This is a genomic window from Aestuariimicrobium sp. p3-SID1156 (assembly GCF_025144225.1).
Lineage (GTDB): Bacteria > Actinomycetota > Actinomycetes > Propionibacteriales > Propionibacteriaceae > Aestuariimicrobium.
On sequence record NZ_JALXXB010000004.1, the window covers coordinates 12,104 to 35,006 of the forward strand.

The window sequence follows — 22,903 nt, forward strand, 5'->3', positions numbered from 1 at the left end:
CTCCCAGTGTAGAAGTGCGCCGCCTGCGGAACGCTGCGACGCACTTCGACGATGTCAGAACACCGCGGACAGCCTGCCGAGGGGTGCGGCGGGCTGCTCCGGGGTCAGCTTTCGGTGGGGACCAACTCGACCTCGACGGCGATGGGCTGGTCGCTGACCATCCATTCCGCGTCGCCGGTGATGCGGCCGACCGCCCGAAGATCACCCTCGACCTTGGTCAGTCGCTCGACATCGGCCTCGGGGCCGCTGAACACTGCCCGGGCCACCTCGGTCTTCATCGAGACCTTGGCGGTCGACTTGGCGCCACGGATGCCGACCAGCGCGGCCTCGACCGCGTCCAGCACGGCCGGGTCGCCGCTGGTCGTGAGTTCCTCGGCCTTCGGCCACGGGGCGTGGTGCACCGACTCGGAGTGGCTCCAGGACCAGACCTCCTCGGTGACGAAGGGCAGGAAGGGCGCGAACAGGCGCAGCATCACGTCCAGCGCCTGCTGCAGGGCAGCACGCGCGGAAGCGGCGGCCTCCTCACCCTGGGCGCCGTAGGCGCGCTCCTTGACCACCTCGAGGTAGTCATCGCAGAAACGCCAGAAGAAGGACTCGGTCGTCTCCAGCGCGGAGGTGTAGTCGAAGTCCTCGAAGGCGCTGGTCGCGGTGGTGACCACCTGGGCGAGCTGAGCCAGCATGGCGAGGTCGAGCGGATTGGTCACCTCGGCGTCCGTGATGCCGTAGCCGAGCACGAACTTTGACGCGTTGAGCACCTTCATGGCGAGGCGGCGGCCCACCTTCATCTGGGTCTCGTCGAAGGGCGAGTCCAGGCCCGGACGCGCCATGGCAGCGCGCCAACGCACCGCGTCCGCGCCGTACTTGTCCAGGATCTCGGTGGGGACGACCACATTGCCCTTGGACTTGCTCATCTTTTTGCGGTCGGGGTCGACCACGAAGCCGGAAATCGTGGCACGCTTCCAGGGCAGGCTGTGGTTCTCGAAGTTCGCCCGCACCACCCGGCTGAACAGCCAGGTGCGGATGATGTCGTGGGCCTGCGGGGCCATGTCCATCGGGAAGGTGAGCTCGAACAGCTCGGGGTCACGCTCCCAGCCGGTGGCGATCTGCGGGCTCAGCGAGGAGGTCGCCCAGGTGTCCATCACATCCGGGTCACCGATGAAGCCGCCGGTCTCGCCGCGCTGGGACTCGTCGAAGCCGGGCGGGCACTGCGACTGCGGGTCCACCGGCAGCGAGGCCTCCTCGGCCATGATCGGCTCGTCGTAGTTCGGCTCGCCGTCCTCGTCCAGGCGGTACCAGACGGGGAAGGGGACGCCGAAGAAGCGCTGGCGGCTGATCAGCCAGTCGCCGTTGAGGCCGTTGACCCAGTTGGAGTAGCGGTGGCGCATGTGCTCAGGAGTCCACTGCAGTTCGTCGCCCCGGCGCAGGAGCTGCTCCTTGAGGTCATCGGAGCGTCCCCCGTTGGTGATGTACCACTGGCGGGTGGAGACGATCTCGAGCGGCTTGTCGCCCTTCTCGTAGAAATTGGCCATGCGCTGGGTGGGCTTGGGCTCACCGTCCAGCTCGCCGGTCTCCCGGAGCTTTCCCACGATGGCCTCGCGGGCGCTGAAGGTGGTCTTGCCGGCGAGCTCGCCGTAGAAGTCGGCGTGGGTGAGCCACTCGGGGGTCTCGCGCAGCAGGCGGCCATCGCGTCCGATGACGGTGCGGGTGGGCAGGTTGAGCTCACGCCACCACGTCACGTCGGTCTGGTCGCCGAAGGTGCAGCACATCGCGATGCCGGCGCCCTTGTCCTTCTCGGCGGCCTCGTGGGCCAGGACCGGGATCTCCACCCCGAAGATGGGGGAGCTGACGGTGGTACCGAACAGCGGTTGGTAGCGCTCGTCGTCGGGGTGGGCGACCAGGGCGCAGACGGCAGGGATCAGCTCCGGGCGGGTGGTCTCGATCCACACTTTCTCCCCGTTCGGGCGCGAGAAGCCCACGCGGTGGTAGGCGCCCGGGTACTCGCGGGCCTCGAGCTCTGCCTGGGCCACCGCGGTCTGGAAGGTGACGTCCCACATGGTGGGAGCCTCGGAGAGGTAGGCCTCGCCGCGGGCGTGGTTGCGCAGGAAGGCCTTCTGGGCCACGACCTGGGACTCTTCGCTGATGGTCGTGTAGAGAGTGTTCCAGTCGACCGACAGGCCGACCTGTCGCCACATGTCCTCAAAGGCCTGCTCGTCGATCGCGGTCAGCTCGTGGCAGAGCTCGATGAAGTTGCGGCGGCTGATGGGCACCTGCTTCTTCGGGTCGGGCTTGGCGGGGGGAGTGAAGTCGGAGTCGTAGGGCACCGAGGGGTCGCAGCGCACCCCGTAGTAGTTCTGCACGCGGCGTTCGGTGGGCAGGCCGTTGTCGTCCCAGCCCATCGGGTAGAAGACGCGCTTGCCGGTCATCCGCTGGTAGCGGGCGATCAGGTCGGTGTGGGTGTAACTGAAGATGTGGCCCACGTGCAGCGACCCGGAGACGGTCGGCGGGGGAGTGTCAATCGAGAACACGTCCTCGCGGGTCTCCGGACGCCGGAACGCGAAGGTCTCATTCGCCTTCCATACCTGCGCCCACTTTGCCTCGAGACCTTCCAGAACCGGCTTCTCGGGCAGGTTCACGATCGGGGCGTCGGGAGCGGTCGCGTTCGCGGGGTCAGTCATGCGTCCAAGCCTAGTGAAGGTGACCAGTGGCATCGAATCGCTTTCGGGAGGGTGTTCTTCGCCACTCGCGATGTGCTGCCGTACAGGCAGCACATGGCGAACACTCAGCAGGTGCTGCCGCAGAGGCAGCACATGGCGAGCGCCGGGACACAGACCCCCGGGGACGCAGAACGCCCCCGCAGCGAGGCAGGGGCGTCCAGTGTTCGGGTCAGGAGATCAGGCCTTGGCGTGCTTCTCGATCAGCTTCTTCCAGTCAGCAGTGGTGGCCTGGGTGTTCGGGTCGAGTTCGGTCCACCAGGCGACGTCCTTGCCGTCAGCGTCCTTGATCTGGGGGTTCTTGCCGTTGATCTTGAGGGTCGGGGTTCCGGTGACGCCCTGCTTGCCGGACTGCTCATCGACCAATCGGACGAAGGTCGCGGTCGACTTGTTCTCGAAGCACTTCTTCCAGGCGTCGAGGTCGGCGCCGGTGAGGCCGGCCTCCTGCGGGACGGTCTTCTGGGTCACCTCGTCGGTGTACAGCGGCATCGTGGCGTTCTGGTTGTTAAACGCTGCCGTGTGGAACTGCCAGTACTTGCCGCGGGTGTCGGCACAGGCGGCGCCGATGGCGAGCTGGGTGGAGTGGTCGGTCTTCGTCTTCTCGTCCATGAAGGTCATGGTGTGGACGCGCAGCTTGATGAAGCCCTCATCGGCCAGCTCCTTCCACACCGCGCCGTAGGCCTTCTCGGTTTCAGCGCAGTAGGGGCACTGGTAGTCGATGAACAGGTCCATCGTGTACTTGGCCTTGTCGGCGGTCTTCGGGTTGACCGTGATGCCGCCCACGCCCTCCTTGTCCGCGGCATTGGGCGGGGTGATCTGACTGCCCGCCTCAAGGCGTTCGCGCTCTCGCTTGGCGGCCTGGTCCTGCCAGATGACGGTGCCCACGACAGCCAGAATGGCCAGCGCCACGATGCCGGCGACGATCATCATGATGCGCGAATTGCGCTGCGAGCGGGCCTGCGCGGCCTGCTGCTGGCGCAGGGCCTCACGACGCGACTCGGACGCCCCTGCGGCGCGCGCTCCCGACTTCTTCGCGGCGGTCTTCTTGCCGCTTTCCTGGCTGGCCGGCTTCTTCGTGCTCATTCGTGTCCTCGTTCTCGGGTGGGGGTCAGGAGAAGTCTTCGTCAGGGAACAGGTAGTTGTCGACCGCAAACCTGCTGCGGGGTCGGATGATCAGCCAGAGGCCAGCCAGCATGAAGCCGGCGTCCCGGGCGATCGCCTGCGGGTACTTGGTCTGGCTCGCGGCCACTTCGCCGCCCCCACCGAAACAGCCGCAGTCGATCGTCAGGCCACGTGCCCAGGCCGAGGCGATACCAAACACGAAGGCCGCCATCAACAGCGTGCCGAGCAGCGCGGTCCAGCGAGTCAGGAAGCCGACGATGATCATGGCGCCCAGGATGATCTCGAAGATGGGCAGGCCATAGCCGATGTACTTCGCCAGGTCGTAGGGCAGCAGCTGGTAGGCGCGCACGGCGTCGACACTCTGCTCCAGCGACCCGACTTTGGTCAGGCCTGCGACCAGGAGTACGCCGCCCAGGATGAGGCGCGCCAGCAGGCCGACCCAATCCTTCCAGCTGGGTCGCGGGGAACTGAGGTCCGCGTCAAAGTCGGCGTCCTCGATGCTTGCGGTGTCGGTGGCGGGCACACGGTGATCATATCGGCAACCCCAAGGACGCACGGATGCAGCGCTCCGCGGCGGGCACCGCACACGTCGACGCGGCTCGCTCCGGCCATGGGGATGTCCGGGCGGCGCGCACTAGGATGGCGCCATCATGGCGAACACCCCCACCCACACCGAGCTGGTGGCCCAGCTCCAGGCCCGCTGGCCCGAACACCGCATCGGCCCAGGGCTGGCACGCGTCCGGGCCCTGTGCGACCTCCTGGGCAACCCCGAGCGCAGCGCCCCCGTGATCCAGGTCACGGGGACCAACGGCAAGGGGTCGACCGCGATCGTGATCGATGCGCTGCTTCGTGCGCAGGGGCTCCGTACCGGACGTACCGCGAGTCCGCATCTCACCGATGTGACCGAGCGCATCTGTATCGACGGGGAGCCGATCGCCCCGCAGACCTTCGACGAGATCTGGGCGCAGGTCGAGCCGATGGTGAGGATGGTCGACGAACAGCAGATCGACGGGATCCCGATGACCTTCTTCGAGGTCATCACCGGCATGGCCTTCGCCGCCTTCGCGGACGCCCCCGTCGACGTGATCATCCTCGAGGTCGGCATGGGAGGCACGTGGGATGCGTCCAATGTCGCCGACGCCCAGGTCGCCGTGATCACCCCGATCGATCTTGACCACACCAACCATCTGGGCACCACCATCGCCGCGATCGCCACCGAGAAGGCAGGCATCATCAAGCCCGACGCCACGGCTGTGATCGCCGGTCAGCAGCCCGAGGCTGCGCGCGTCCTGATGGAGCGCTGCGCGGAAGTCGGTGCGATGCCAGTGCTGGAGGGTCCGGGCTTCGGTCTGTTCGAACGTCAACGCGCGGTCGGGGGCCAGGTGCTGCGGATCAACACGGCGGGTGGACCGGTGGGTGACCTCCACCTGCCGCTGCACGGTGAGCACATGGCCGCGAACGCCGCCCAGGCCGTGGCTGCAGTCGAGGCATTCCTTGGGGGCCACCCGCTGGAGGCCGAGGTGATCAGCGACGCGTTCTCCGCGCTCGAGGCGCCGGCCAGGCTGGAACTCATGCGGACCTCCCCGTCGGTGGTAGTCGACACCGCCCACAACCCCCACGGCGTCCGAGCGACACTCGCTGCGGCCGAGGAGGCCTACGGTTTCCAGCCGCTCATCGGCGTGGTGGCGATGATGCGCGACAAGGACATCGACACCGTGTTGGACCTGCTCTCGCAGACCTTGGATCGCATCGTGGTGACAACCGTGAGCTCGACCGACCGCGGCATGCCCGTGGCTGAGCTGGTCGAGGTCGCCGAAGGCATTTTCGGGACTGCCCGGGTCGACAGCGCACCCACGATGGACCAGGCCCTCGAGCTTGCCCTGTCGATCGCAGACCAGACCGGCGCGTCGGCGGGTGTGCTGGTCATTGGCTCGGTGATCGCCGCCGGGGAGGCACGGGCCATCCTGTTGCCGGGCAAGTTGCGTGAGCAGGCAGAGGCCGCACACGACTCGATCCTGCGCGTGGGACCGACGAGGGCAGACGTCCCGTCGCTGAGTGAAAGTGAGTCGGACTGGTGAGGCTGCGTCCCGACAACCCCATGAACCGGCCCATGCAGATGATCCTCATCTTCGAGGTCCTGGTCTTCCTGCTGGCCCTCCCCGGCATGGTCCTGGTGGAGCATCTGGATTGGACTCCTGTCCTGCTCGCGGTGGGCGCCGCAAGTGTGGCCGCGATCCTGGCCAGTGGGGGACTCACAAAGTCCTGGGGCTACCCACTGGGATGGCTCGTCCAGCTCGGCGCTGTCGCGATGGGGCTGATGACCTCAATGATGTACGCAGTCGGCATCGTCTTCCTGGCCATCTGGGTGATGAGCTTCGTGATGGGCCGCCGCATCGAGCAGCGACCCACTGCCTGACGGACCGGGCGGCAGGTGATGGCGTACCCCAGCGCCGCTCAACCCTGAATGGTGACCCGGGCCGCCCATCAGTAGGGTTTGTGCCATGACGCAGAGCCCCGATCCCCACGCCTCCTTCAGCCCCGCCGACGGTTCCCAGACCCTGGTCATCCTCAAGCCGGACGCCGTGCGCCGCGGCCTGACGGGAGCCATTCTCGACCGTTACCTCACCCGCGGGCTGACCTTGGCCGCGATGGAGTTCATCCACGTCACCCCCGAGCAGGCGCAGGCTCATTACGCCGAGCACGAGGGGCGCCCCTACTACCCAAGCCTGATCGAGTTCATCACTTCCGGCCCGGTGGTGGCGCTGGTGCTGCAGGGACCCCGCGCCATCGAGATCGTCCGTGCCATGAACGGTTCCACCGATGCCGGTACCGCCGCTTCTGGCACCATCCGTGGCGACTTCTCGATCTACTACCAGCACAACATCGTCCACGCCTCGGATGCCCCGCAGACCGCCGAGCGCGAGATTTCGCTCTGGTTCCCCCACCTCTGACGCTGCTGATCTCCCCTGGAGCGCTTCCCACCCCGGAGCCAAGCTCACCCAGGAGGTCTTGATCTCGTCGCTCGCCATGTGCTGCCGCAGAGGCAGCACATGGCGAGCACCTGGAAAGGGTCTCCTCCGGCCTGTGAACTGGCGCAGCGGCAGGAGGCCAAGCGGCATCATCAGGGGGTGAAGCCGCCGCCTGCGCGTGGGTCTGCAGGTGCGCGAGTCGTTGAATGCCGGAGCACCGCCGTATCCTTGTCTGCGATGAGCACGACATATGAGCCCCGAAGCCTCTTCGCCGAGCTGGAACCGCTGCTTGCCCAGGTGAGCAAGCCGATCCAGTATGTCGGCGGTGAGCACAACTCGGTGCGCAAGGACTGGAACTGCGGCGCAGAAGCCGGGCACGAGACCGTCCGCTGGGCTCTGATGTACCCGGACGCGTATGAGGTGGGGCAACCCAACCAGGGTGTTGCGATCCTCTACGAGATCCTCAACGAGCGCGACTGGATCCTTGCTGAGCGCACCTATGCCGTGTGGCCCGATCTCGCGGCACTCATGCGGGAGCACAACCTGCCCCAGTTCACTCTGGATTCCCACCGCAGCGTGGCCGAGTTCGATGTGCTGGGCGTCAGCTTCGCCACCGAACTTGGTTACACCAACCTGCTCCAGGCCATTGACTTGGCGCAGATGCCCCTGCATGCCGTCGATCGCCGGGAGCAGGACCCCATCGTCCTCGCCGGTGGCCACGCCGCCTTCAACCCGGAGCCCATCGCCGACTTCGTCGACGCCGCGGTGATCGGCGACGGCGAGGAAGCGTCCCTGCTGGTCAGCGAGATCATCCAGGAGTGGAAGGCCGAAGGGCGTCCCGAGGGGCGTGATGGGCTCCTGCTACGCCTGGCCGAGACCGGCGCGGTCTACGTGCCGAAGTTCTACGAGGTCACCTACCTACCCGACGGACGCATCCAGCGCGTAGCGCCGACCCTCCCGAGCGTGCCCTTCCAGGTCCGCAAGCACACGCTGATGGACCTGGACCAGTGGCCCTACCCGAAGAAGCCGATCGTCCCGCTCGCGGAGACCGTCCACGAACGCTACTCAGTGGAGATCTTCCGCGGCTGCACCCGCGGTTGCCGCTTCTGCCAGGCAGGAATGATCACCCGGCCAGTCCGAGAGCGATCCATCGAAACGGTCGGGCACATGGTCGCCGAGGGGCTGCGTTCCACCGGTCTGGAGGAAGTGGGACTGCTGTCGTTGAGCTCTGCTGACCACTCCGAGATCGGTGACATCACCAAGCAGCTCGCTGACTGGTACGAAGGCACCAACGTCTCGCTCTCACTGCCCTCCACCCGCGTGGACGCCTTCAATATTGACCTCGCGAACGAGCTGTCCCGCAACGGGCGTCGCTCGGGTCTCACCTTCGCCCCTGAGGGCGGCAGTGAGCGGATGCGCAAGGTCATCAACAAGATGGTCAGTGAGGACGACCTCATCCAGACGGTCGCCACTGCCTTCGGCAATGGCTGGCGCCAAGTGAAGCTGTACTTCATGTGCGGGCTGCCCACCGAGACCGACGAGGACGTCCTGGCAATCGCCGACATGGCCGCCCGCGTCATCGAGACCGGCCGGGAGGTCTCGGGGACGCGCGACATTCGGTGCACCGTCTCCATCGGTGGGTTCGTGCCCAAACCGCACACCCCGTTCCAGTGGGCCGGACAGGCTTCCGCCGAGACCATCGACCACCGTCTGTTCGCGCTGCGCGACAAGATCAAGGCCAACCGGCAGTACGGCAAGGCGATCGGCCTGCGCTACCACGACGGACGCCCCGGCATCATCGAGGGGTTGCTCTCTCGCGGGGATCGTCGCGTCGGCCGGGTGATCGAGCAGGTCTGGCGTTCGGGCGGCATCTTCGACGGCTGGAGCGAACACTTCAGCTACGACCGCTGGGTGGAGGCCTGCTCCACGGCACTCGCCGACCAAGGCGTCGACCTGGACTGGTACACCGTGCGCGAGCGCGAGTACGACGAGGTGCTTCCTTGGGACCACCTGGATGCTGGCCTCGACCGTGACTGGCTGTGGGAGGACTGGCAGGACGCTCTCGACGAGACTGAGGTCGAGGACTGCCGCTGGACCCCGTGCTACGACTGCGGCGTGTGCCCGCAGATGCAGACCGAGATCCAGATCGGCCCCACCGGTCGCACCCTACTGCCGCTCACGGTGGTAAGCCGTGACCTGGGACGTGCCGCGAACTGAGCCTGATGGAGTCCCTACGGGTGCCCGACCAAGCGAGAGGTCTGAGCGCTTACAGCACCGGTAGCGGACTGGTGACCTCGCACTGGCAGGTGCACTCGGGGATGCAGGTGATCTCCTCGTGGCACTCCATTTCGCACAGGCAAGGTGGGGTCTCCACGAAGTCGGGACGAGCCCGGTACCGGGCCCACTGCTCTTCACGCCAGGCCTGACGGGAGCGGTGGACCTCAGCCAGCCACGCATCATGAATCGTGCTGGTGGCGGGTTCCGGGAGCCGCCTCACCACCGGCGGTCCCGGGACCTGGATCCGTTCGCCGGGCTGGTAGCACGGAACAAGCCTCCGCAGTCGTCGCCGTCCGGGCCGATAGGGCACGTGGAGGTAGCGCCCGGGGGTCTCCCGGCCGCGGCTGGGCGACTCATCCCACGATGTCAGGAAGGCGTCCAGATGGGCGGGGAGCCTTCGTCCCAGGCTGTCCCGCACGGTGTTGTCGGGCCACGGCTCAGCCAGATGCGCTGGCGCGTCGGGCACTGAGGCATCTCCCGCCAGATCGGGTTGCGAAGCCGGTCCCTCGTCCCGTGCATCGACCTCCAACTGGGAGGATTCGGGTTCGCACGTGGCCAGGGCTGGAACCACCAGGGCCAGCTTCAGACCTGCGAGGCGTGCGATGCGAGCCAACATGGAAGCAACGGGCTCCCGTTCACCCGTCTCCCAACGCGCCACTGTCGAATGGCAGACGCCCAACGCGCGAGCCAGGTCACGCTGACTCAGGTCAGCGATTCTCCGGCACCGCAGGATGAACCCCACGACGTCACACATCCCCTCCACCACCCGTCTCCCAGTCACGAATGCTTCGGGAGTGTTATGGACGGGAAACGACGTGATGATTCAGATGGACAACACTTCCGCCCCAACGGACAACACTCTTCCAGAAGAGACACCATGGGCCACCCCGCCGCGACGCAACCGGTGTCCCGGGGAGCGACACCGGCTGCTCGCCTCGTGCCCGAATCAACAGTCTGCCCGCGCATGGTCTCCAGGCCCCTCGCCATCTGCTGCTCCTGCGGCAGCACATGGTGAGGGCAAGGAGACAGCTGTCCGGAGCGTCAGGCCCTGCGTCTATGGGGGCAGTTCGTTGGAACTTCCGCGGGCATGCGGCAGCGGGCCGCAGTCGGCGTGATCGCTACGCGGTACTTTTGGGCCCCGTGGCCGAGCACGGCTTTTGCGGCCGCCGACAGGCACGGAGGCGAGCATGAGCTGGTAGCGACGAGGCAGCCTTGTTTCCTCTCTGTCGTGCCATCGCATCGTCGGCCCCCAGCCAGGCTATGCGAGTCCAAGTTCGTCCTCAATGAAGGGCCTGGTCATGGCGACAATCGCCACCGCTCCCATCACCAGATTCACCGTGGTCATGAAGGCCAGGGACGCCGACCAGGAGCCGGTCTGGTCGTGCAGGATCCCCATCAGCAGCGGTCCAAGGAGGGCGATCACGTAACCTCCACTCTGGCCGAGTGCACTCAGCGCCGTGGTCCCCGCCGAGGATCGTGCCTTCAGCCCGAACAACGCCAAGACGATGGGGAAGCTGGCCGTGCCGATCGCGATCAACACCGCCCACAGCCAGGGCATCACGGAGGGTGCGAAGATCAGCCCCAGGTATCCGGCGGCTCCGCAGAGACACACCACCACCTGCAGACCGATCGGCCGTGGATGCCGCCCCACCCAGGCTGGGAACAAGAACGCCAGCGGGATCCCCGCACCAGTGGCGACGCCCAGCATCCAGCCCGCCTCACCCTGGCTCAGGCCCGCCGCCATGTAGATCGTGGGCAGCCAACCGAAGACGGAGTACGCCTGGGCCGATTGCAGGCCGAAGAAGACCATCATGGCCAGCCCCAGGGGCGTCCGGACCACCGCGGAGAGGGCGATGCGTGAGCCGCCCGTGGTGTGGGGACGGAAGTCCGGGGAGCTCAGTACGATCCAGATCCAGGGCACCATCGCCAATACCGCGACGGAGGTCGAACCCAGGTATGCGGCGCGCCATCCACCCAGCTTCGTCGCCATGGGGACAGTCAGTGCGCTTGCCGCCGTCACACCGATGGACAACATCAGCGAGTACAGCGCGGTCACCAGCCCGACCTTGTCGGGGAAGTGGTGGCGCACAATGCTGGGGGCCAGGATGTTGCCCATCGCCAGCCCGGCCAGCGCAAGCGTCGAGAGGGCGAGGAAGGTCCCGGCGTCCTGGGCCAGGGTGCGCCCGATCGCCCCGGCGCAGAGCGTGGACACACCGATCAGCAGCGTCCGGTGGACCCCCCAGCGTGCGGCCAGCCAGGGCGTGACGATCCCGAAGACTGCGAAACAGAGGGTCGGCAGCGAGGTCAGGATCCCGGAGGTTACTGGTCCCATCGTCAGGTCCCGCTGCAGGTTGGGCAGCACCGGGCCGATCTGGGTCGCGGTGGGACGCAGGTTGTAGCTGAGCACCAGAAGTGCCAGCAGGATCAGTCCTCGCCCTCGCCACGTCACCGCAGGGAGCCTAACCCAGCCTGTCAGCCCGGCCCGCTGCGCCGTGGGGGGACGCCCGCAGCAGGGCAGTACCCTAGTCCGGTGACCGAGCCCAACAAGCGACGCCAGCCCGAGCAGCAAGCGCCTCCGGTGCAACGACTCCGGGTGCGCTATGCCAAGCGCGGACCAGCCCGCTTCACCAGCCACCGCGACGTCGGTCGCGCCCTGGAACGGGCGCTGCGGCGCGCGGAGATCCCGATGGCCTACTCCTCGGGTTTCAATCCGCATCCGCGCATCTCCTATGCCAACGCTTCCCCCACCTCAGCTGCCAGTGAGGCTGAGTACTTGGAGCTCGGTCTCAGCGACCGCTGCGATCCTGCCAAGGTCGGTGCCGCCCTCCATGAGGTCCTGGGCCCCGGCCTCGATGTGGTGGAGGTTTCCGAAGTGCTCCCGGGTGCCGCATCCCTCAACGACCTGCTGGCTGCCTCCGCCTGGCGCATTGAACTCGGACAGTCTGATCCCGAGGCCCTGGCCAGCGCCGTGGGACAACTCCTCTCCCGCGACGAACTCGTCGTCCAACGCATGACGAAGACCGGCCTGCGCGACTTCGACGTCCGCGGTGCGATCGTCGAGCTGCGCGTGACCCCCGAGGGGGCTCTTCTCTTCCTGGGACGCCATGAGGTGCCGCTGGTCAGGCCTGATGATGTGGTGACAGCCCTGCGCCTGCTCGTCCCCGGTCTGGGCGGGGAGCGTCCGGCGATGCTGACCCGGTTGGGTCAGGGCGTGGTGGCAGAACCGCACGCCGCCGGCACGCTGGTGGACCCATTCTCCGGGGAGCTCGCTCAGCTCTTCTGACGCTGCGAGCAGGGATGCCCGCAGTGGATGTTCCGCGTCCCGTTGCGCATTTGTGACATACTGAGCGGCAGGGACCCACGACATCCGACATGTCTGGGCAGGCACCAGTTCTGCCGCCGTACCGCGACGAGACCTCGACCGCGGGGGCCGCCGGAACGATGCCACCCGCCAGCATTCGTCACGGCCATGCCGTGGCCACGATCGCACCCACGTGGTGCCGAGGAGCCTCCATGCTCGACGACAACGCCGATTCGGTGAACCCGGAAACCTCCGCCGAAACCCCTGACCAGGCACCTGCCCGCCCGCGCCGCCGCCGGGCCGCCAGTCGCCCCGCAGGACCCCCTTCTCCTGCCCCCTCACGATCTGCTGCCTCTGCGGCAGCACATGGCGAGGAGCTGGCGAGCGCCCCCCAGCAGGACGCCGAGCCGGCGTCCGGCGAGAGGATCGACACTGTCACCCAGCCGCAGCGGGTGGTCGAGCCCGTCATGGCCGCCGAGGCAGGGGAGCAGCCGGATACCGCGGCATCGCCCGAGGGCGGGAAGCCGGTTGCGGACGAACAGCCTGCTGTGGAGGAGAGGACCGCGCGCCGCCCTGCCCGCAAGCGCGTCACTCGCGACGCTGGTGCCGCGACCCCCCGTCGTCGTGGTCGCTCCGAGCAGGTCGCAGAAGCTCCTGCTCCCATGCCTGACTTCGCGCAGTCGGCCGTCGGTGAGGAGGACGAACTGGGCGCTCGCCTCCGTGCTGCCGCCGAGGCTGCTGCTGTCGGACGGGGGCGCCGCCGCAAGGTGACCGGCGTCGTCGCCAGTCCCTTCGGCGCCGACGCGGACGCCGACCCTGATGCCGTTTTGCAGTCCCTCGCCGCCTCCATCGCTGGCACCGCCGCTCCTGCGGGAGAGCCGCCGGTGACCCCGGGGGACACCGGCGACAGCGCCAGCCCCGAAGAACTGCCCGCGGACAGCGAGCCGGACGCCGCAGCCGTTGACGGGCAGTCCACCGAGCCCGTGGAGGCTTCCGACTCCGATTCCGCCGCCCCGGCGGGCGCGGTGAGCTCCGGGGAAGCCGACGATGACGTCGACACCGACGTGCCCGACAACGAAGAGGATCCCGACAACGACGAGGATCCCGACAACGACGAGGATCCTGATACTGCTGACGACTCTGACAACGGCGAGGGTGCCGACAACGGAGAGGATTCAGGCGAGGATTCCGACGACTCCGAGGGCCCCCGCCGCCGTCGCCGTCGTCGCGGGGGACGCCGTCGTCGCCGCAGCAGTTCCGATGAGTCCGACGATGACTCGGACACCAACGGTTCCGACCAGGACGACAACGGCGAGTCCGACCAGGACGAGGACTCCCAGGACTCCGATGACTCCGACAACAGTGAGGCCAGCGACTCGGGTCGTCGTCGCCGTCGTCGCCGTCGCCGTCGTGGTGAGGACAACGGCGGTTCCGATGATGACCCGAACGAGGTCGTCGTCCGGGTGCGGGAGCCGCGAGCCAGCCGACGTTCGGCGTCCGATGAGGTCACCGGTATCGAGGGGTCGACCCGCCTCGAGGCCAAGCGCCAGCGTCGCCGCGAGGGACGCGCCGCCGGGCGCCGCCGCACCCCGATCCTTTCCGAGGCAGAGTTCCTGGCTCGTCGCGAGTCGGTGAAGCGCTCCATGCTGATCCGCCAGCGCGAGGACTACACCCAGCTGGCCGTCCTGGAGGACGACATTCTGGTCGAGCACTATGTCGACCGCGCCTCCGCGACCTCGCTGATCGGCAACATCTACCTGGGACGCGTCCAGAACGTCCTGCCCAGCATGGAAGCCGCCTTTGTCGACATCGGCCGTGGCCGCAATGCCGTCCTCTACGCCGGCGAGGTGGACTGGGACGGTCTGGGTGCCCAGGGTGACCAGCGCAAGATCGAACAGGTCTACAAGTCCGGCCAGACGGTGCTGGTCCAGGTGTCCAAGGATCCCGTTGGCGCCAAGGGAGCTCGTCTGACCGGCCACATTTCCCTGCCCGGACGCTATGTCGTCTACTCCCCGGGCGGCCAGCTGTCCGGCATCAGCCGCAAGCTTGCCGACACCGAGCGCCACCGTCTCAAGGAGATCCTGGGCAACCTCATCGAGGACGACGCCTCCGTCATCGTCCGCACCGCCGCCGAGGGCGCCTCGGAGGATGAGCTGGTGCGCGACGTGACCCGGTTGCGAGCCCAGTGGGAGTCCATCGAGAAGAAGGTGAAGCAGGGCTCTGCCCCCCAGCTGCTCTACTCCGAGCCCGACCTCACCCTGCGCATCGTCCGGGACCTGTTCACCGAGGACTTTGACGAGCTGGTCGTCCAGGGTTCTGGTGGCACCGAGGACATCGGTGAGTCGATCCGCAACTACGTCGACCACGTCGCTCCGCATCTGGCCGACCGCCTGGTCCGCTGGGACTCTGCCGACGGCGATGTCTTCGGCAAGTACCGCATCGACGAGCAGATCGCCAAGGCCCTGGAGCGCAAGGTTTTCCTGCCCTCCGGCGGCTCGCTGGTCATCGACCGCACCGAGGCGATGACGGTCATCGACGTCAACACCGGGCGCTTCACCGGCACTGCGGGCAACCTCGAGGCGACCGTCACCTCCAACAACCTGGAGGCTGCTGAGGAGGTCGTCCGCCAGCTCCGCCTGCGCGACATCGGCGGCATCATCGTCATCGACTTCATCGACATGGTGCTCCCCAGCAACCGTGAGCTGTTGGTGCGTCGCCTGGTCGAATGCCTCTCCCGTGACCGGACCCGCCACCAGGTCGCCGAGGTGTCCAGCCTTGGCCTGGTCCAGATGACTCGCAAGAAGATCGGCACCGGGCTGGCCGAGGCGTTCACCGAGGAGTGCACCCACTGTGGTGGGCGCGGCTACCACCGTTTCGAGGAGCCTGTCGAATCCCAGGCCCCTGCCGACGGGGGCGACCGTGGGGGACGCCGCGGTCGCGGCCGCCACGGGTCCTCCGGGGGTGGTTCGGGTCAGTCCTCGGCGCAGGACGGCGCCGCGGCAGCAGCTGCTGAGGACGCGAACACTTCCGGCTCCGGGTCGGCCCGCCAGCCCAGGTCGCGTTCGCGCCGCGGACAGGTCGAGGAGGCTCCCACCGAGGAGCAGCTGAAGACTCAGGAGCGCACCGAGCAGGAGGCGGCCACCGAGCAGGAGGCGTCCACCGAGGTCGCGGGCGAGCAGCTGCCTGAGGAGAAGCCCGTCCGTCGCCGCGGCCGCCGCGTCCGCAAGCAGGTCGAGGCCCACGAGGCCCCGCACGAGGGGGAAGCTCCCGGGGAGGACCGCCAGGAGGCGGCCGAGGTCGTCGCGGAAGCCGAGCAGGCCGAGGTTGACCCGATCGAGGACGCCCCTCTCAACGAGGAGCCCAGCCAGACGGCCGAGGAGCGGGACGCGACCGCGGAGTTGTCCGATCAGTCGACCGGAGAGTCGGGTGAGATCCCCGCCGCACAGCCGACACCCGCAGAGGACGAGACTCCCACCGAGGAGTCGGGGGAGTAGGTAGGCGAGTTTGACCCGGGAGGGCGCACCGACGTAGAGTTGACCCTCGGTGTTCCGACCGGGTCATTCGCTACTCAGGGGAACTGGGGCCAGGCGTCCGTGACGAGGCCCGACACATCAGAGTTTTTCATTCAGAGGAAGTGGTCACGTGTACGCAATCGTGCGCAGCGGCGGACGCCAGCACAAGGTTGCCGTCGGCGATGTTCTTGAGATCGACAAGATCGATGACAAGGTCGGCAGCAGCGTCAAGCTCCAGCCCCTCCTGCTGGTCGACGGCGATGCCGTGACCTCGGCGAAGGCTGATCTTGACAAGGTCGAGGTCACCGCAGAGGTGCTGGCTGAGACCAAGGGTCCCAAGATCCGCATCCTGAAGTACAAGAACAAGACCGGTTACAAGAAGCGCCAGGGGCACCGCCAGCGGTACACCCAGGTCAAGGTCACCGGGATCGAAGGCTGAGGAGCTGAACCATGGCACACAAGAAGGGCGCATCGTCCTCCAAGAACGGTCGTGACTCCAACTCGCAGCGCCTGGGCGTGAAGCGCTTTGGCGGCGAGCAGGTCAACGCCGGTGAGATCATCGTCCGCCAGCGCGGCACCCACTTCCACCCCGGCGTGAACGTCGGACGTGGCGGCGACGACACCCTGTTCGCCCTCGCGGAGGGCAGCGTCGAGTTCGGCACCCGCCGCGGACGTCGTGTCGTCAACATCGTTCCGGCCGAGATGGCCTGAACCTCCCCAGAACGTCGCTGACGGGCCACCCCACTTCGGGGTCGGCCCGTCAGTCATTTCATCCCTCCGCCGGGTCACTAGACTCGCGGTAGAACCCCAGGGCCCGGCGGGCCCGGAACGAGGTAGCACCATGGCCATCCCCTCCTTCGTCGACCGTGTGACCCTGAAGGTCAGCGCCGGCAACGGCGGCCACGGCTGTGCGTCCGTGCACCGGGAGAAGTTCAAGCCCCTCGGCGGCCCCGATGGCGGCAACGGTGGCGACGGTGGCTCGGTGATCCTCGAGGTCGACCCGCAGGTCACCACCTTGGTCGACTACCACCACCAGTCCCACCGCAAGGCCCAGAACGGACAGCCTGGCAAGGGTGACCACCAGAACGGGTCGGTGGGCGAGGACATCATCCTCGGCGTCCCCGAGGGCACCATCGTCAGCGACGCCACCACCGGCGAAGTTCTGGCCGACCTGACCGGTCCCGGCTCGCGCCTGGTGGTGGCGCAGGGCGGAAAGGGCGGACTGGGCAATGCCGCGCTCGCGTCCGCGGCCCGCAAGGCCCCCGGTTTCGCCCTGCTCGGCGAGGACGGGGACGAGAGGACGCTTCGCCTGGAGCTGAAGGTGCTCGCCGACATCGGCCTGGTCGGCTTCCCCAGCGCCGGCAAGTCGAGCCTGATCGCCGCGATCAGCCGGGCGCGTCCCAAGATCGCCGACTACCCGTTCACCACGCTGGTGCCCAACCTGGGTGTGGTGGTCGCCGAGGATGTCACCTTCACCGTCGCCGACGTCCCGGGCCTGATTGAGGGCGCCTCCGAGGGCCGTGGGCTGGGCTTTGACTTCCTGCGCCACATCGAGCGCTGCGAGGCGCTGGTGCACGTCATCGACACCGCCACCTTCGAACCCGGACGCGACCCGCTCAGCGACCTGGACACCATTGAGGCCGAACTCACCGCCCACGGTGGTCTGGAGGACCGCCCGCGCATCGTCGCCCTGAACAAGGTTGACGTGCCCGATGGGGCCGAGATCGCCGAGATGGTCGCCGACCAGATCCGCGAGCGTGGCCTGCCGGTCTACCAGGTCTCCACCAAGTCCGGCGAGGGTCTGAAGCAGCTCGTCTTTGCCATGGCCCAACTGGTCGCCGCACGCCGTGCGATGCGTCCGGAGAAGGCTGCCGCACCCACGGTCCTCACCCCGGCCCCCGTTGGCAGCAAGTCCCCGACCGCCGGAGGGGCGGAGTTCACCATCAGACGGCAGGGCGATGGTGAAGGGGGCTTCGTGTGGCGGGTTCGTGGCACCAAGCCCGAACGCTGGGTGCGCCAGACCGATTTCAACAACCCCGAGGCCGTGGGCTACCTGGCCGATCGCCTCAACCGGCTCGGTGTCGAGGACGCCCTGGCCACGCAGGGTGCCGTCGCCGGCGATGCGGTCGCCATCGGCGGTGAGGACGCCGTGGTCTTCGACTTTGCCCCCCAGATCGACACCGGTGCTGAGATCCTGGCCCGTCGCGGCGAGGACCAGCGCCTGGAGCGGGAGCGCCCCTCCGCGACCCGTCGACGCCAGGAGGACAAGGAGTACCACGAGGCTCGGGCCGACCACGGCGTGGTGGGTCGCGACACCACCGGACGCTCCTGGCGGGCGGTCGACTACGCCCTCACCGGGCTTGACGAGGACGAGCGCAGCCCGCGCCGCGACCCCCGCGAACTGTGGGACCAGGAGTGGCAGGACGAGGACGTCGAGGTCGAGTGGGTGGGCCAGCCCGATGAGGACTGACCCCCTGGCCCCGGCCGAACCCGATCCCGTCCGGCAGTCGATCCGGTCCGCCGAACGGATCGTGGTCAAGGTCGGCTCCTCCTCGCTCACCCGGGAACAGGGCGGCACACTGGACCCCGAGCGCCTGCGCCAGTTGGTCGACACGCTCGCCGACCTGCGCGCCTCGGGCAAGCAGGTGGTGCTGATCTCCTCCGGCGCGATTGCCGCAGGTCTGGCGCCACTGGGCTTCCGGCGCCGACCGCGAGACCTGGCCAGCCAGCAGGCTGCCGCGTCCGTGGGGCAGGGGTTGCTCGTACGCGCCTACACCGAGGCCTTCAACCAGCACGGGCTGCAGGTCGGGCAGGTGCTGTTGACGGTCGACGACCTCACCCGGCGCACGAGCTACAAGAATGCGGTCCGCACCCTGGGGAGGCTGTTGCGCCTGCAGGCGGTGCCGATCGTGAACGAGAACGACACCGTCGCCACCCATGAGGTGCATTTCGGTGACAACGACCGCCTGGCGGCTCTGGTGGCCCAGCTCGTTCGCGCGGACGCGCTCGTGCTGCTCAGCGATGTCGATTCCCTCTACACCGCACACCCCGACGAGCCCGGTGCCGAGCCGATCCACCTGGTCACCGACATGGACCAGTTGCAGGTCGACACGTCCCGCATCGGCAGTGCCGTGGGCACCGGTGGCATGGTCACCAAGCTGCAGGCCGCCCAGATCGCCACCTCTGCCGGTATCCCGGTGGTGCTGACCTCGGCTGCCCATGCGCGTGAGGCCGTCTTCGGGCAGCGGGTGGGCACCTGGTTCGAGCCCAGCGGCAAGCGCCGCCCCCGCCGGCTGCTCTGGCTGGCGCACGCCTCCCACGCACGGGGCACCCTGCTGGTCGACGAGGGCGCGGCCCGGGCCCTGACCCAACGGAAGGCGTCCCTGCTCGCGATCGGCATCACCGGAATCGACGGGGACTTCGTGGCCGGTGACCCGGTCGACATCGTCGCTCCCACCGGACGCACCATTGCCCGCGGGCTGGTCGGTTTCTCCGCCGAGGAACTGCCCACCATGTTGGGGCTCAGCTCAAGGGAACTGGCCGACAAGCTGGGCGCGGAATACGAACGTGAGGTCGTCCACCGTGACGCCCTCGTCCTGCTGCGGGGCGCGCGGACGCGCGCTGCCTCCTGAGACTCGGGAGGGCATCATGCTGACCGTGCTGGGATGGGTCGCCGCTGCCTGCGGCAGCGCACTGTCGTTGCCGCAACTGGTGCGCATCCTGCGTGCCAAGACCTCGGCCGGCCTCTCGCTGTTGCTCTGGCAGCTGCTGATGGCCGCCAGCATCGGGTGGACCCACCACGGCCTGCTGGTCACCCACCGACCCAACATCTGGTTGCCGAACCTGGCGACAGCGATCACCAGCGCCCTGCTGGTCCGCTTCCTCGCCAAGGACCGCGGGCTGCGATCCACGGTGTGGATCCTGCCGCTGGTGCTCTCGGGAGTGCTGATCGGCATCGACCTGACCTTCGGCGCGCTCGCCTACGGCATCGCCACCTCCATTCCACAGGTGATCGGTGCTGCGGCCCAGCTGCTGGACGTGATCCGCAGCATCGACATTGCCGGGGTGAGCGTGGTCTTCCTCGGGTTCTCCGTCGTGGTGCAAGCCCTGTGGCTGATCTGGGGAGCGCTCGCCGGAGAAGTATCGGTGGTCGTTTCGGCAACCTGCAATGGTGCCGTGGTGCTGGTCACCTACCTCTGGTACCTGTTGCGTCGCGCCGGGTTGCTGCGTGCGATGCCGCTGGGTGGCACGGTCTGAGCAGCGTCCAGTCGAGGCGGACGGCAGCACTAGTCTGGGACGCATGGAGTCCGCAGCCACGCACGTTCCCCACACCGGCGACCAGTCCGCCGGGGTGACGCCCTTCCAGGCCCAGGCGCAGGGTGCACGCCGAGCAGCGCGCGAGCTGGCCACCGCCTCCCGCCAAACCAAGGACGCGGCGCTGCACGCGATGGCCGACGCCCTGCTCGAAGCGCGTCGGGAGGTGCTGGGAGCCAATGGTCGCGACGTCGCCACCGCCCGTGAGCAGGGCACCAGCGAGGCCATGGTCGATCGGCTCGCCCTCACCGATGCCCGCCTCGAGGCGATGACGCAGGGCCTGCGTGACCTGGCCATGCTGCCCGACCCTGTCGGTGAGGTGCTGCGCGGCTGGAAGACAGGTGCTGGTGTCCGCATCGAGCAGGTGCGCGTCCCGCTGGGCGTGGTCGGCATCATCTATGAGGCCCGGCCCAATGTCACTGCCGATGCCGCCGGGATCTGCCTCAAGTCGGGCAATGCGACCCTGCTGCGCGGTTCCAGCTCGGCCCTGGAGTCCAACCGTGTGATCGTGGCCGCCCTGCGTGCTGGCCTGGAGGCTGCCGGGCTGCCCGCCGATGCCGTCAACCTGGTCGAGGGCGGCCGCGAGGTCACCACCACGATGATGCGAGCACGCGGTCTGGTCGACGTGCTCATTCCTCGAGGGGGAGCAGGGCTGATCAACCACGTCGTCGAGAACTCCCAGGTCCCGGTGATCGAGACCGGCACCGGCAACTGCCACCTCTACGTCGACGCGTCGGCCGACCTGGAGATGGCGCTGGAGATCGCGCTGAATGCCAAGACCCAGCGCCCCAGCGTGTGCAATGCCCTGGAGACCGTTCTGGTCCACCAGGACGTGGCCGGGGAGTTCTGGGCTGCCGCCGGGCCGGCCCTGTCCGGGGCGGGGGTGACCGTCCATGCCGACCCGGGAACCGTCGACCTGGTGCCTGGAGCAGTCGCGGCCACCGAGGAGGACTATCTGGCCGAGGCGCTGTCACTGGACCTGTCCGCCCGCGTGGTGGGTTCGATCGACCAGGCCATCGAACACATCCAGGCCCACACCACGGGGCACTCGGAGACCATCGTGAGCGAGGATGCCAGGGCCATCGAGGAGTTCGTCGGGCGCGTCGATGCCGCCGCGGTCCTGGTCAACGCCTCCAGTCGCTTCGTCGACGGGGGAGAGTTCGGCTTCGGCGCCGAAATCGGCATCTCCACCCAGAAGCTGCACGCGCGCGGGCCGATGGGGCTGGAGGAGATGACCTCGACCAAGTACGTGGTGACCGGACGAGGGCAGGTGCGGGGCTGAGGTTCGCTAGGCTGTCGACATGCTACTTGCCCTTGAGACTGAGTACATGCCCTTCGTGATCGCGGGCATCGCCCTGCTCCTGCTCATGATCGGCCTGTCGATCGTGCTCTACGTCGGTTCCAGCCGGCCGCATTCCTGAGCCTGTGGTCAGCGACACCTCGATTGTCGCCACCCGGCCCGGACGCCGTCGTCTGGGCGTCATGGGTGGCACCTTCGACCCCATCCACCACGGTCACCTGGTCGCCGCCAGTGAGGTGGCGGCCCGTTTCGACCTCGACGAGGTCGTCTTCGTGCCCACCGGCGTGCCCTGGCAGAAGGCCGGGCGCACGGTGTCCGGACCCGAGGACAGATACCTGATGACGGTCATCGCGACCGCGTCCAACCCGCAGTTCTCGGTGAGCCGGGTGGACATCGACCGCCCCGGTGACACCTACACCGTCGACACGTTGCGGGACCTGCATGCCCTGCGCGGTCGCGACACTGATTTGTTCTTCATCACCGGTGCGGACGCCCTGGCCCAGATCCTGACCTGGCATGGCGCGGAGGAGCTGTTCGACCTCGCCCACTTCGTCGGGGTGTCGCGGCCGGGGGTGGACCTGGGGGAGAAGGACATCTCGCACCTGCCAGCCGAAAAGGTCACCCTGGTGGAGATTCCTGCCATGGCGATCTCCTCCACGGCCTGCCGCGAACGCGTCAGCGAAGGGCTGCCGATCTGGTACCTGGTGCCCGACGGCATCGTGCAGTACATCGCCAAGCGGGGCCTCTACAAGGTGGGCTTCGCCAACCCCGACAATGACGACACCGATCCCGGCGCCACAAGGAGCTGAAAGCCATGACCGAGCCGACTGACATCACCGAACCCACGCATCCGGCCCACGAGCCTGCGGTGACCGATGGGCAGGCACCGGCGGCGCCAGCGTCCGGGGCTGCCACTGAGGCGATCGCCGCCACGCAGGTTGCTGCCCGAGCGGCAGCAGCCAAGCGCGGCAAGAACGTCATTGCCTTCGATGTCAGCCAGCACCTGGCGATCACCGATGTCTTCCTGGTCGTGTCGGCCAGCAACGAGCGCCAGGTCGGTGCCATCGTGGACGCCATCGAGGAGGCGCTTCTCAAGGCTCCCGAGCGACGAAAGCCGACCCGCCGCGAGGGCGACCGCGAGAACCGCTGGGTGCTGCTGGACTACATCGACATCGTGGTCCATGTCCAGCACGACGAGGAGCGCGAGCTCTACTCCCTGGAGCGCCTGTGGCGTGACTGCCCCCGCATCGAACTCGACCTGGACGACGTCGAGGCCGAACCCGAGCCCGACACGATGGACGACGAGCAGGCCCGCGCCTGGGGCTGGGGAACCCCGCAGCACTGATCCAGCCCCGCCGCCCACTCGGCTCCCACACCACTGGCCACAAGCGATAGGA

General features: G+C 67.9%; 18 protein-coding genes and 2 pseudogenes. 14 read left to right on the forward strand and 6 right to left on the reverse strand.

The window, feature by feature from the left end:
• Nucleotides 1-104: 104 nt before the first annotated feature.
• From valS to M3G03_RS06470, 3 genes are all read right to left on the reverse strand, one after another.
• Entirely contained in the window at nucleotides 105-2,675 is a 2,571-nt protein-coding gene (gene valS, locus M3G03_RS06460) for a valine--tRNA ligase (RefSeq protein WP_259808871.1), read from the reverse strand.
• A 216-nt stretch (nucleotides 2,676-2,891) separates the two neighbouring features.
• Entirely contained in the window at nucleotides 2,892-3,794 is a 903-nt protein-coding gene (locus tag M3G03_RS06465; protein ID WP_259808872.1) for a DsbA family protein, read from the reverse strand.
• A gap of 25 nt (nucleotides 3,795-3,819) precedes the next feature.
• Entirely contained in the window at nucleotides 3,820-4,356 is a 537-nt protein-coding gene (locus M3G03_RS06470; RefSeq protein ID WP_396121908.1) for a DoxX family protein, read from the reverse strand.
• Between the two features lie 127 nt (nucleotides 4,357-4,483).
• Here M3G03_RS06470 and M3G03_RS06475 point away from each other — a divergent pair, with 127 nt between their 5' ends.
• The 4 genes from M3G03_RS06475 (at nucleotide 4,484) to M3G03_RS06490 (ending at nucleotide 9,019) form a co-directional block, all read left to right on the forward strand.
• On the forward strand, nucleotides 4,484-5,911 hold the full coding sequence (locus tag M3G03_RS06475) for a folylpolyglutamate synthase/dihydrofolate synthase family protein (protein ID WP_259808873.1): 1,428 nt from the start codon (nucleotides 4,484-4,486) through the stop codon (nucleotides 5,909-5,911).
• Nucleotides 5,908-6,249 (forward strand): DUF4233 domain-containing protein, encoded by a 342-nt coding sequence (locus M3G03_RS06480; RefSeq protein WP_259808874.1) that lies wholly within the window; start codon nucleotides 5,908-5,910, stop codon nucleotides 6,247-6,249. Before M3G03_RS06475 ends, M3G03_RS06480 begins: the two co-directional genes overlap by 4 nt.
• A gap of 85 nt (nucleotides 6,250-6,334) precedes the next feature.
• Nucleotides 6,335-6,784 (forward strand): nucleoside-diphosphate kinase, encoded by a 450-nt coding sequence (gene ndk / locus M3G03_RS06485; protein WP_259808875.1) that lies wholly within the window; start codon nucleotides 6,335-6,337, stop codon nucleotides 6,782-6,784.
• Between the two features lie 255 nt (nucleotides 6,785-7,039).
• Complete coding sequence (locus M3G03_RS06490) at nucleotides 7,040-9,019, forward strand: TIGR03960 family B12-binding radical SAM protein (protein ID WP_259808876.1); 1,980 nt, start codon at nucleotides 7,040-7,042, stop codon at nucleotides 9,017-9,019.
• 49 nt (nucleotides 9,020-9,068) lie between these two features.
• On the opposite strand, the gene M3G03_RS06495 is transcribed toward M3G03_RS06490, so the two are convergent.
• The 3 genes and pseudogenes from M3G03_RS06495 to M3G03_RS06500 all read right to left on the reverse strand — a co-directional run bounded on the left by M3G03_RS06495 (nucleotide 9,069) and on the right by M3G03_RS06500 (nucleotide 11,528).
• Complete coding sequence (locus M3G03_RS06495) at nucleotides 9,069-9,545, reverse strand: hypothetical protein (RefSeq protein WP_259808877.1); 477 nt, start codon at nucleotides 9,543-9,545, stop codon at nucleotides 9,069-9,071.
• 117 nt (nucleotides 9,546-9,662) lie between these two features.
• A pseudogene (locus M3G03_RS12935) lies at nucleotides 9,663-9,833 on the reverse strand (helix-turn-helix domain-containing protein); the annotation flags it as partial.
• 504 nt (nucleotides 9,834-10,337) lie between these two features.
• Nucleotides 10,338-11,528 (reverse strand): CynX/NimT family MFS transporter, encoded by a 1,191-nt coding sequence (locus M3G03_RS06500; protein WP_259808878.1) that lies wholly within the window; start codon nucleotides 11,526-11,528, stop codon nucleotides 10,338-10,340.
• An 81-nt stretch (nucleotides 11,529-11,609) separates the two neighbouring features.
• Here M3G03_RS06500 and M3G03_RS06505 point away from each other — a divergent pair, with 81 nt between their 5' ends.
• From M3G03_RS06505 to rsfS, 10 genes and pseudogenes are all read left to right on the forward strand, one after another.
• Complete coding sequence (locus M3G03_RS06505; protein ID WP_259808879.1) at nucleotides 11,610-12,362, forward strand: TIGR03936 family radical SAM-associated protein; 753 nt, start codon at nucleotides 11,610-11,612, stop codon at nucleotides 12,360-12,362.
• 230 nt (nucleotides 12,363-12,592) lie between these two features.
• Nucleotides 12,593-15,567 (forward strand): annotated as a pseudogene (locus M3G03_RS06510) (Rne/Rng family ribonuclease).
• A gap of 455 nt (nucleotides 15,568-16,022) precedes the next feature.
• Entirely contained in the window at nucleotides 16,023-16,331 is a 309-nt protein-coding gene (gene rplU, locus M3G03_RS06515; protein WP_259808880.1) for a 50S ribosomal protein L21, read from the forward strand.
• Nucleotides 16,332-16,342: 11 nt separating this feature from the next.
• Entirely contained in the window at nucleotides 16,343-16,603 is a 261-nt protein-coding gene (gene rpmA / locus M3G03_RS06520; protein ID WP_259808881.1) for a 50S ribosomal protein L27, read from the forward strand.
• A 130-nt stretch (nucleotides 16,604-16,733) separates the two neighbouring features.
• Nucleotides 16,734-18,362, forward strand: coding sequence for a GTPase ObgE (gene obgE / locus M3G03_RS06525; RefSeq protein ID WP_259808882.1), 1,629 nt, complete (start codon nucleotides 16,734-16,736; stop codon nucleotides 18,360-18,362).
• Nucleotides 18,352-19,524, forward strand: coding sequence for a glutamate 5-kinase (gene proB / locus M3G03_RS06530; protein WP_259808883.1), 1,173 nt, complete (start codon nucleotides 18,352-18,354; stop codon nucleotides 19,522-19,524). The genes obgE and proB overlap by 11 nt, the downstream gene beginning before the upstream one ends.
• 16 nt (nucleotides 19,525-19,540) lie before the next feature.
• Nucleotides 19,541-20,149 (forward strand): PQ-loop domain-containing transporter, encoded by a 609-nt coding sequence (locus tag M3G03_RS06535; protein ID WP_259808884.1) that lies wholly within the window; start codon nucleotides 19,541-19,543, stop codon nucleotides 20,147-20,149.
• A 43-nt stretch (nucleotides 20,150-20,192) separates the two neighbouring features.
• A complete protein-coding gene (locus tag M3G03_RS06540; protein WP_259808885.1) occupies nucleotides 20,193-21,488 on the forward strand; it encodes a glutamate-5-semialdehyde dehydrogenase in 1,296 nt (431 codons plus the stop codon).
• Nucleotides 21,489-21,631: 143 nt separating this feature from the next.
• Nucleotides 21,632-22,315 carry a nicotinate-nucleotide adenylyltransferase gene (gene nadD, locus M3G03_RS06545; protein ID WP_259808886.1) on the forward strand — a complete coding sequence of 228 codons (684 nt, stop codon included), beginning with the start codon at nucleotides 21,632-21,634 and terminating at the stop codon, nucleotides 22,313-22,315.
• Nucleotides 22,316-22,374: 59 nt separating this feature from the next.
• Nucleotides 22,375-22,851: a ribosome silencing factor gene (rsfS, locus tag M3G03_RS06550; protein ID WP_259809048.1), complete on the forward strand. Its 477-nt coding sequence runs from the start codon at nucleotides 22,375-22,377 to the stop codon at nucleotides 22,849-22,851.
• Nucleotides 22,852-22,903 lie beyond the last annotated feature (52 nt).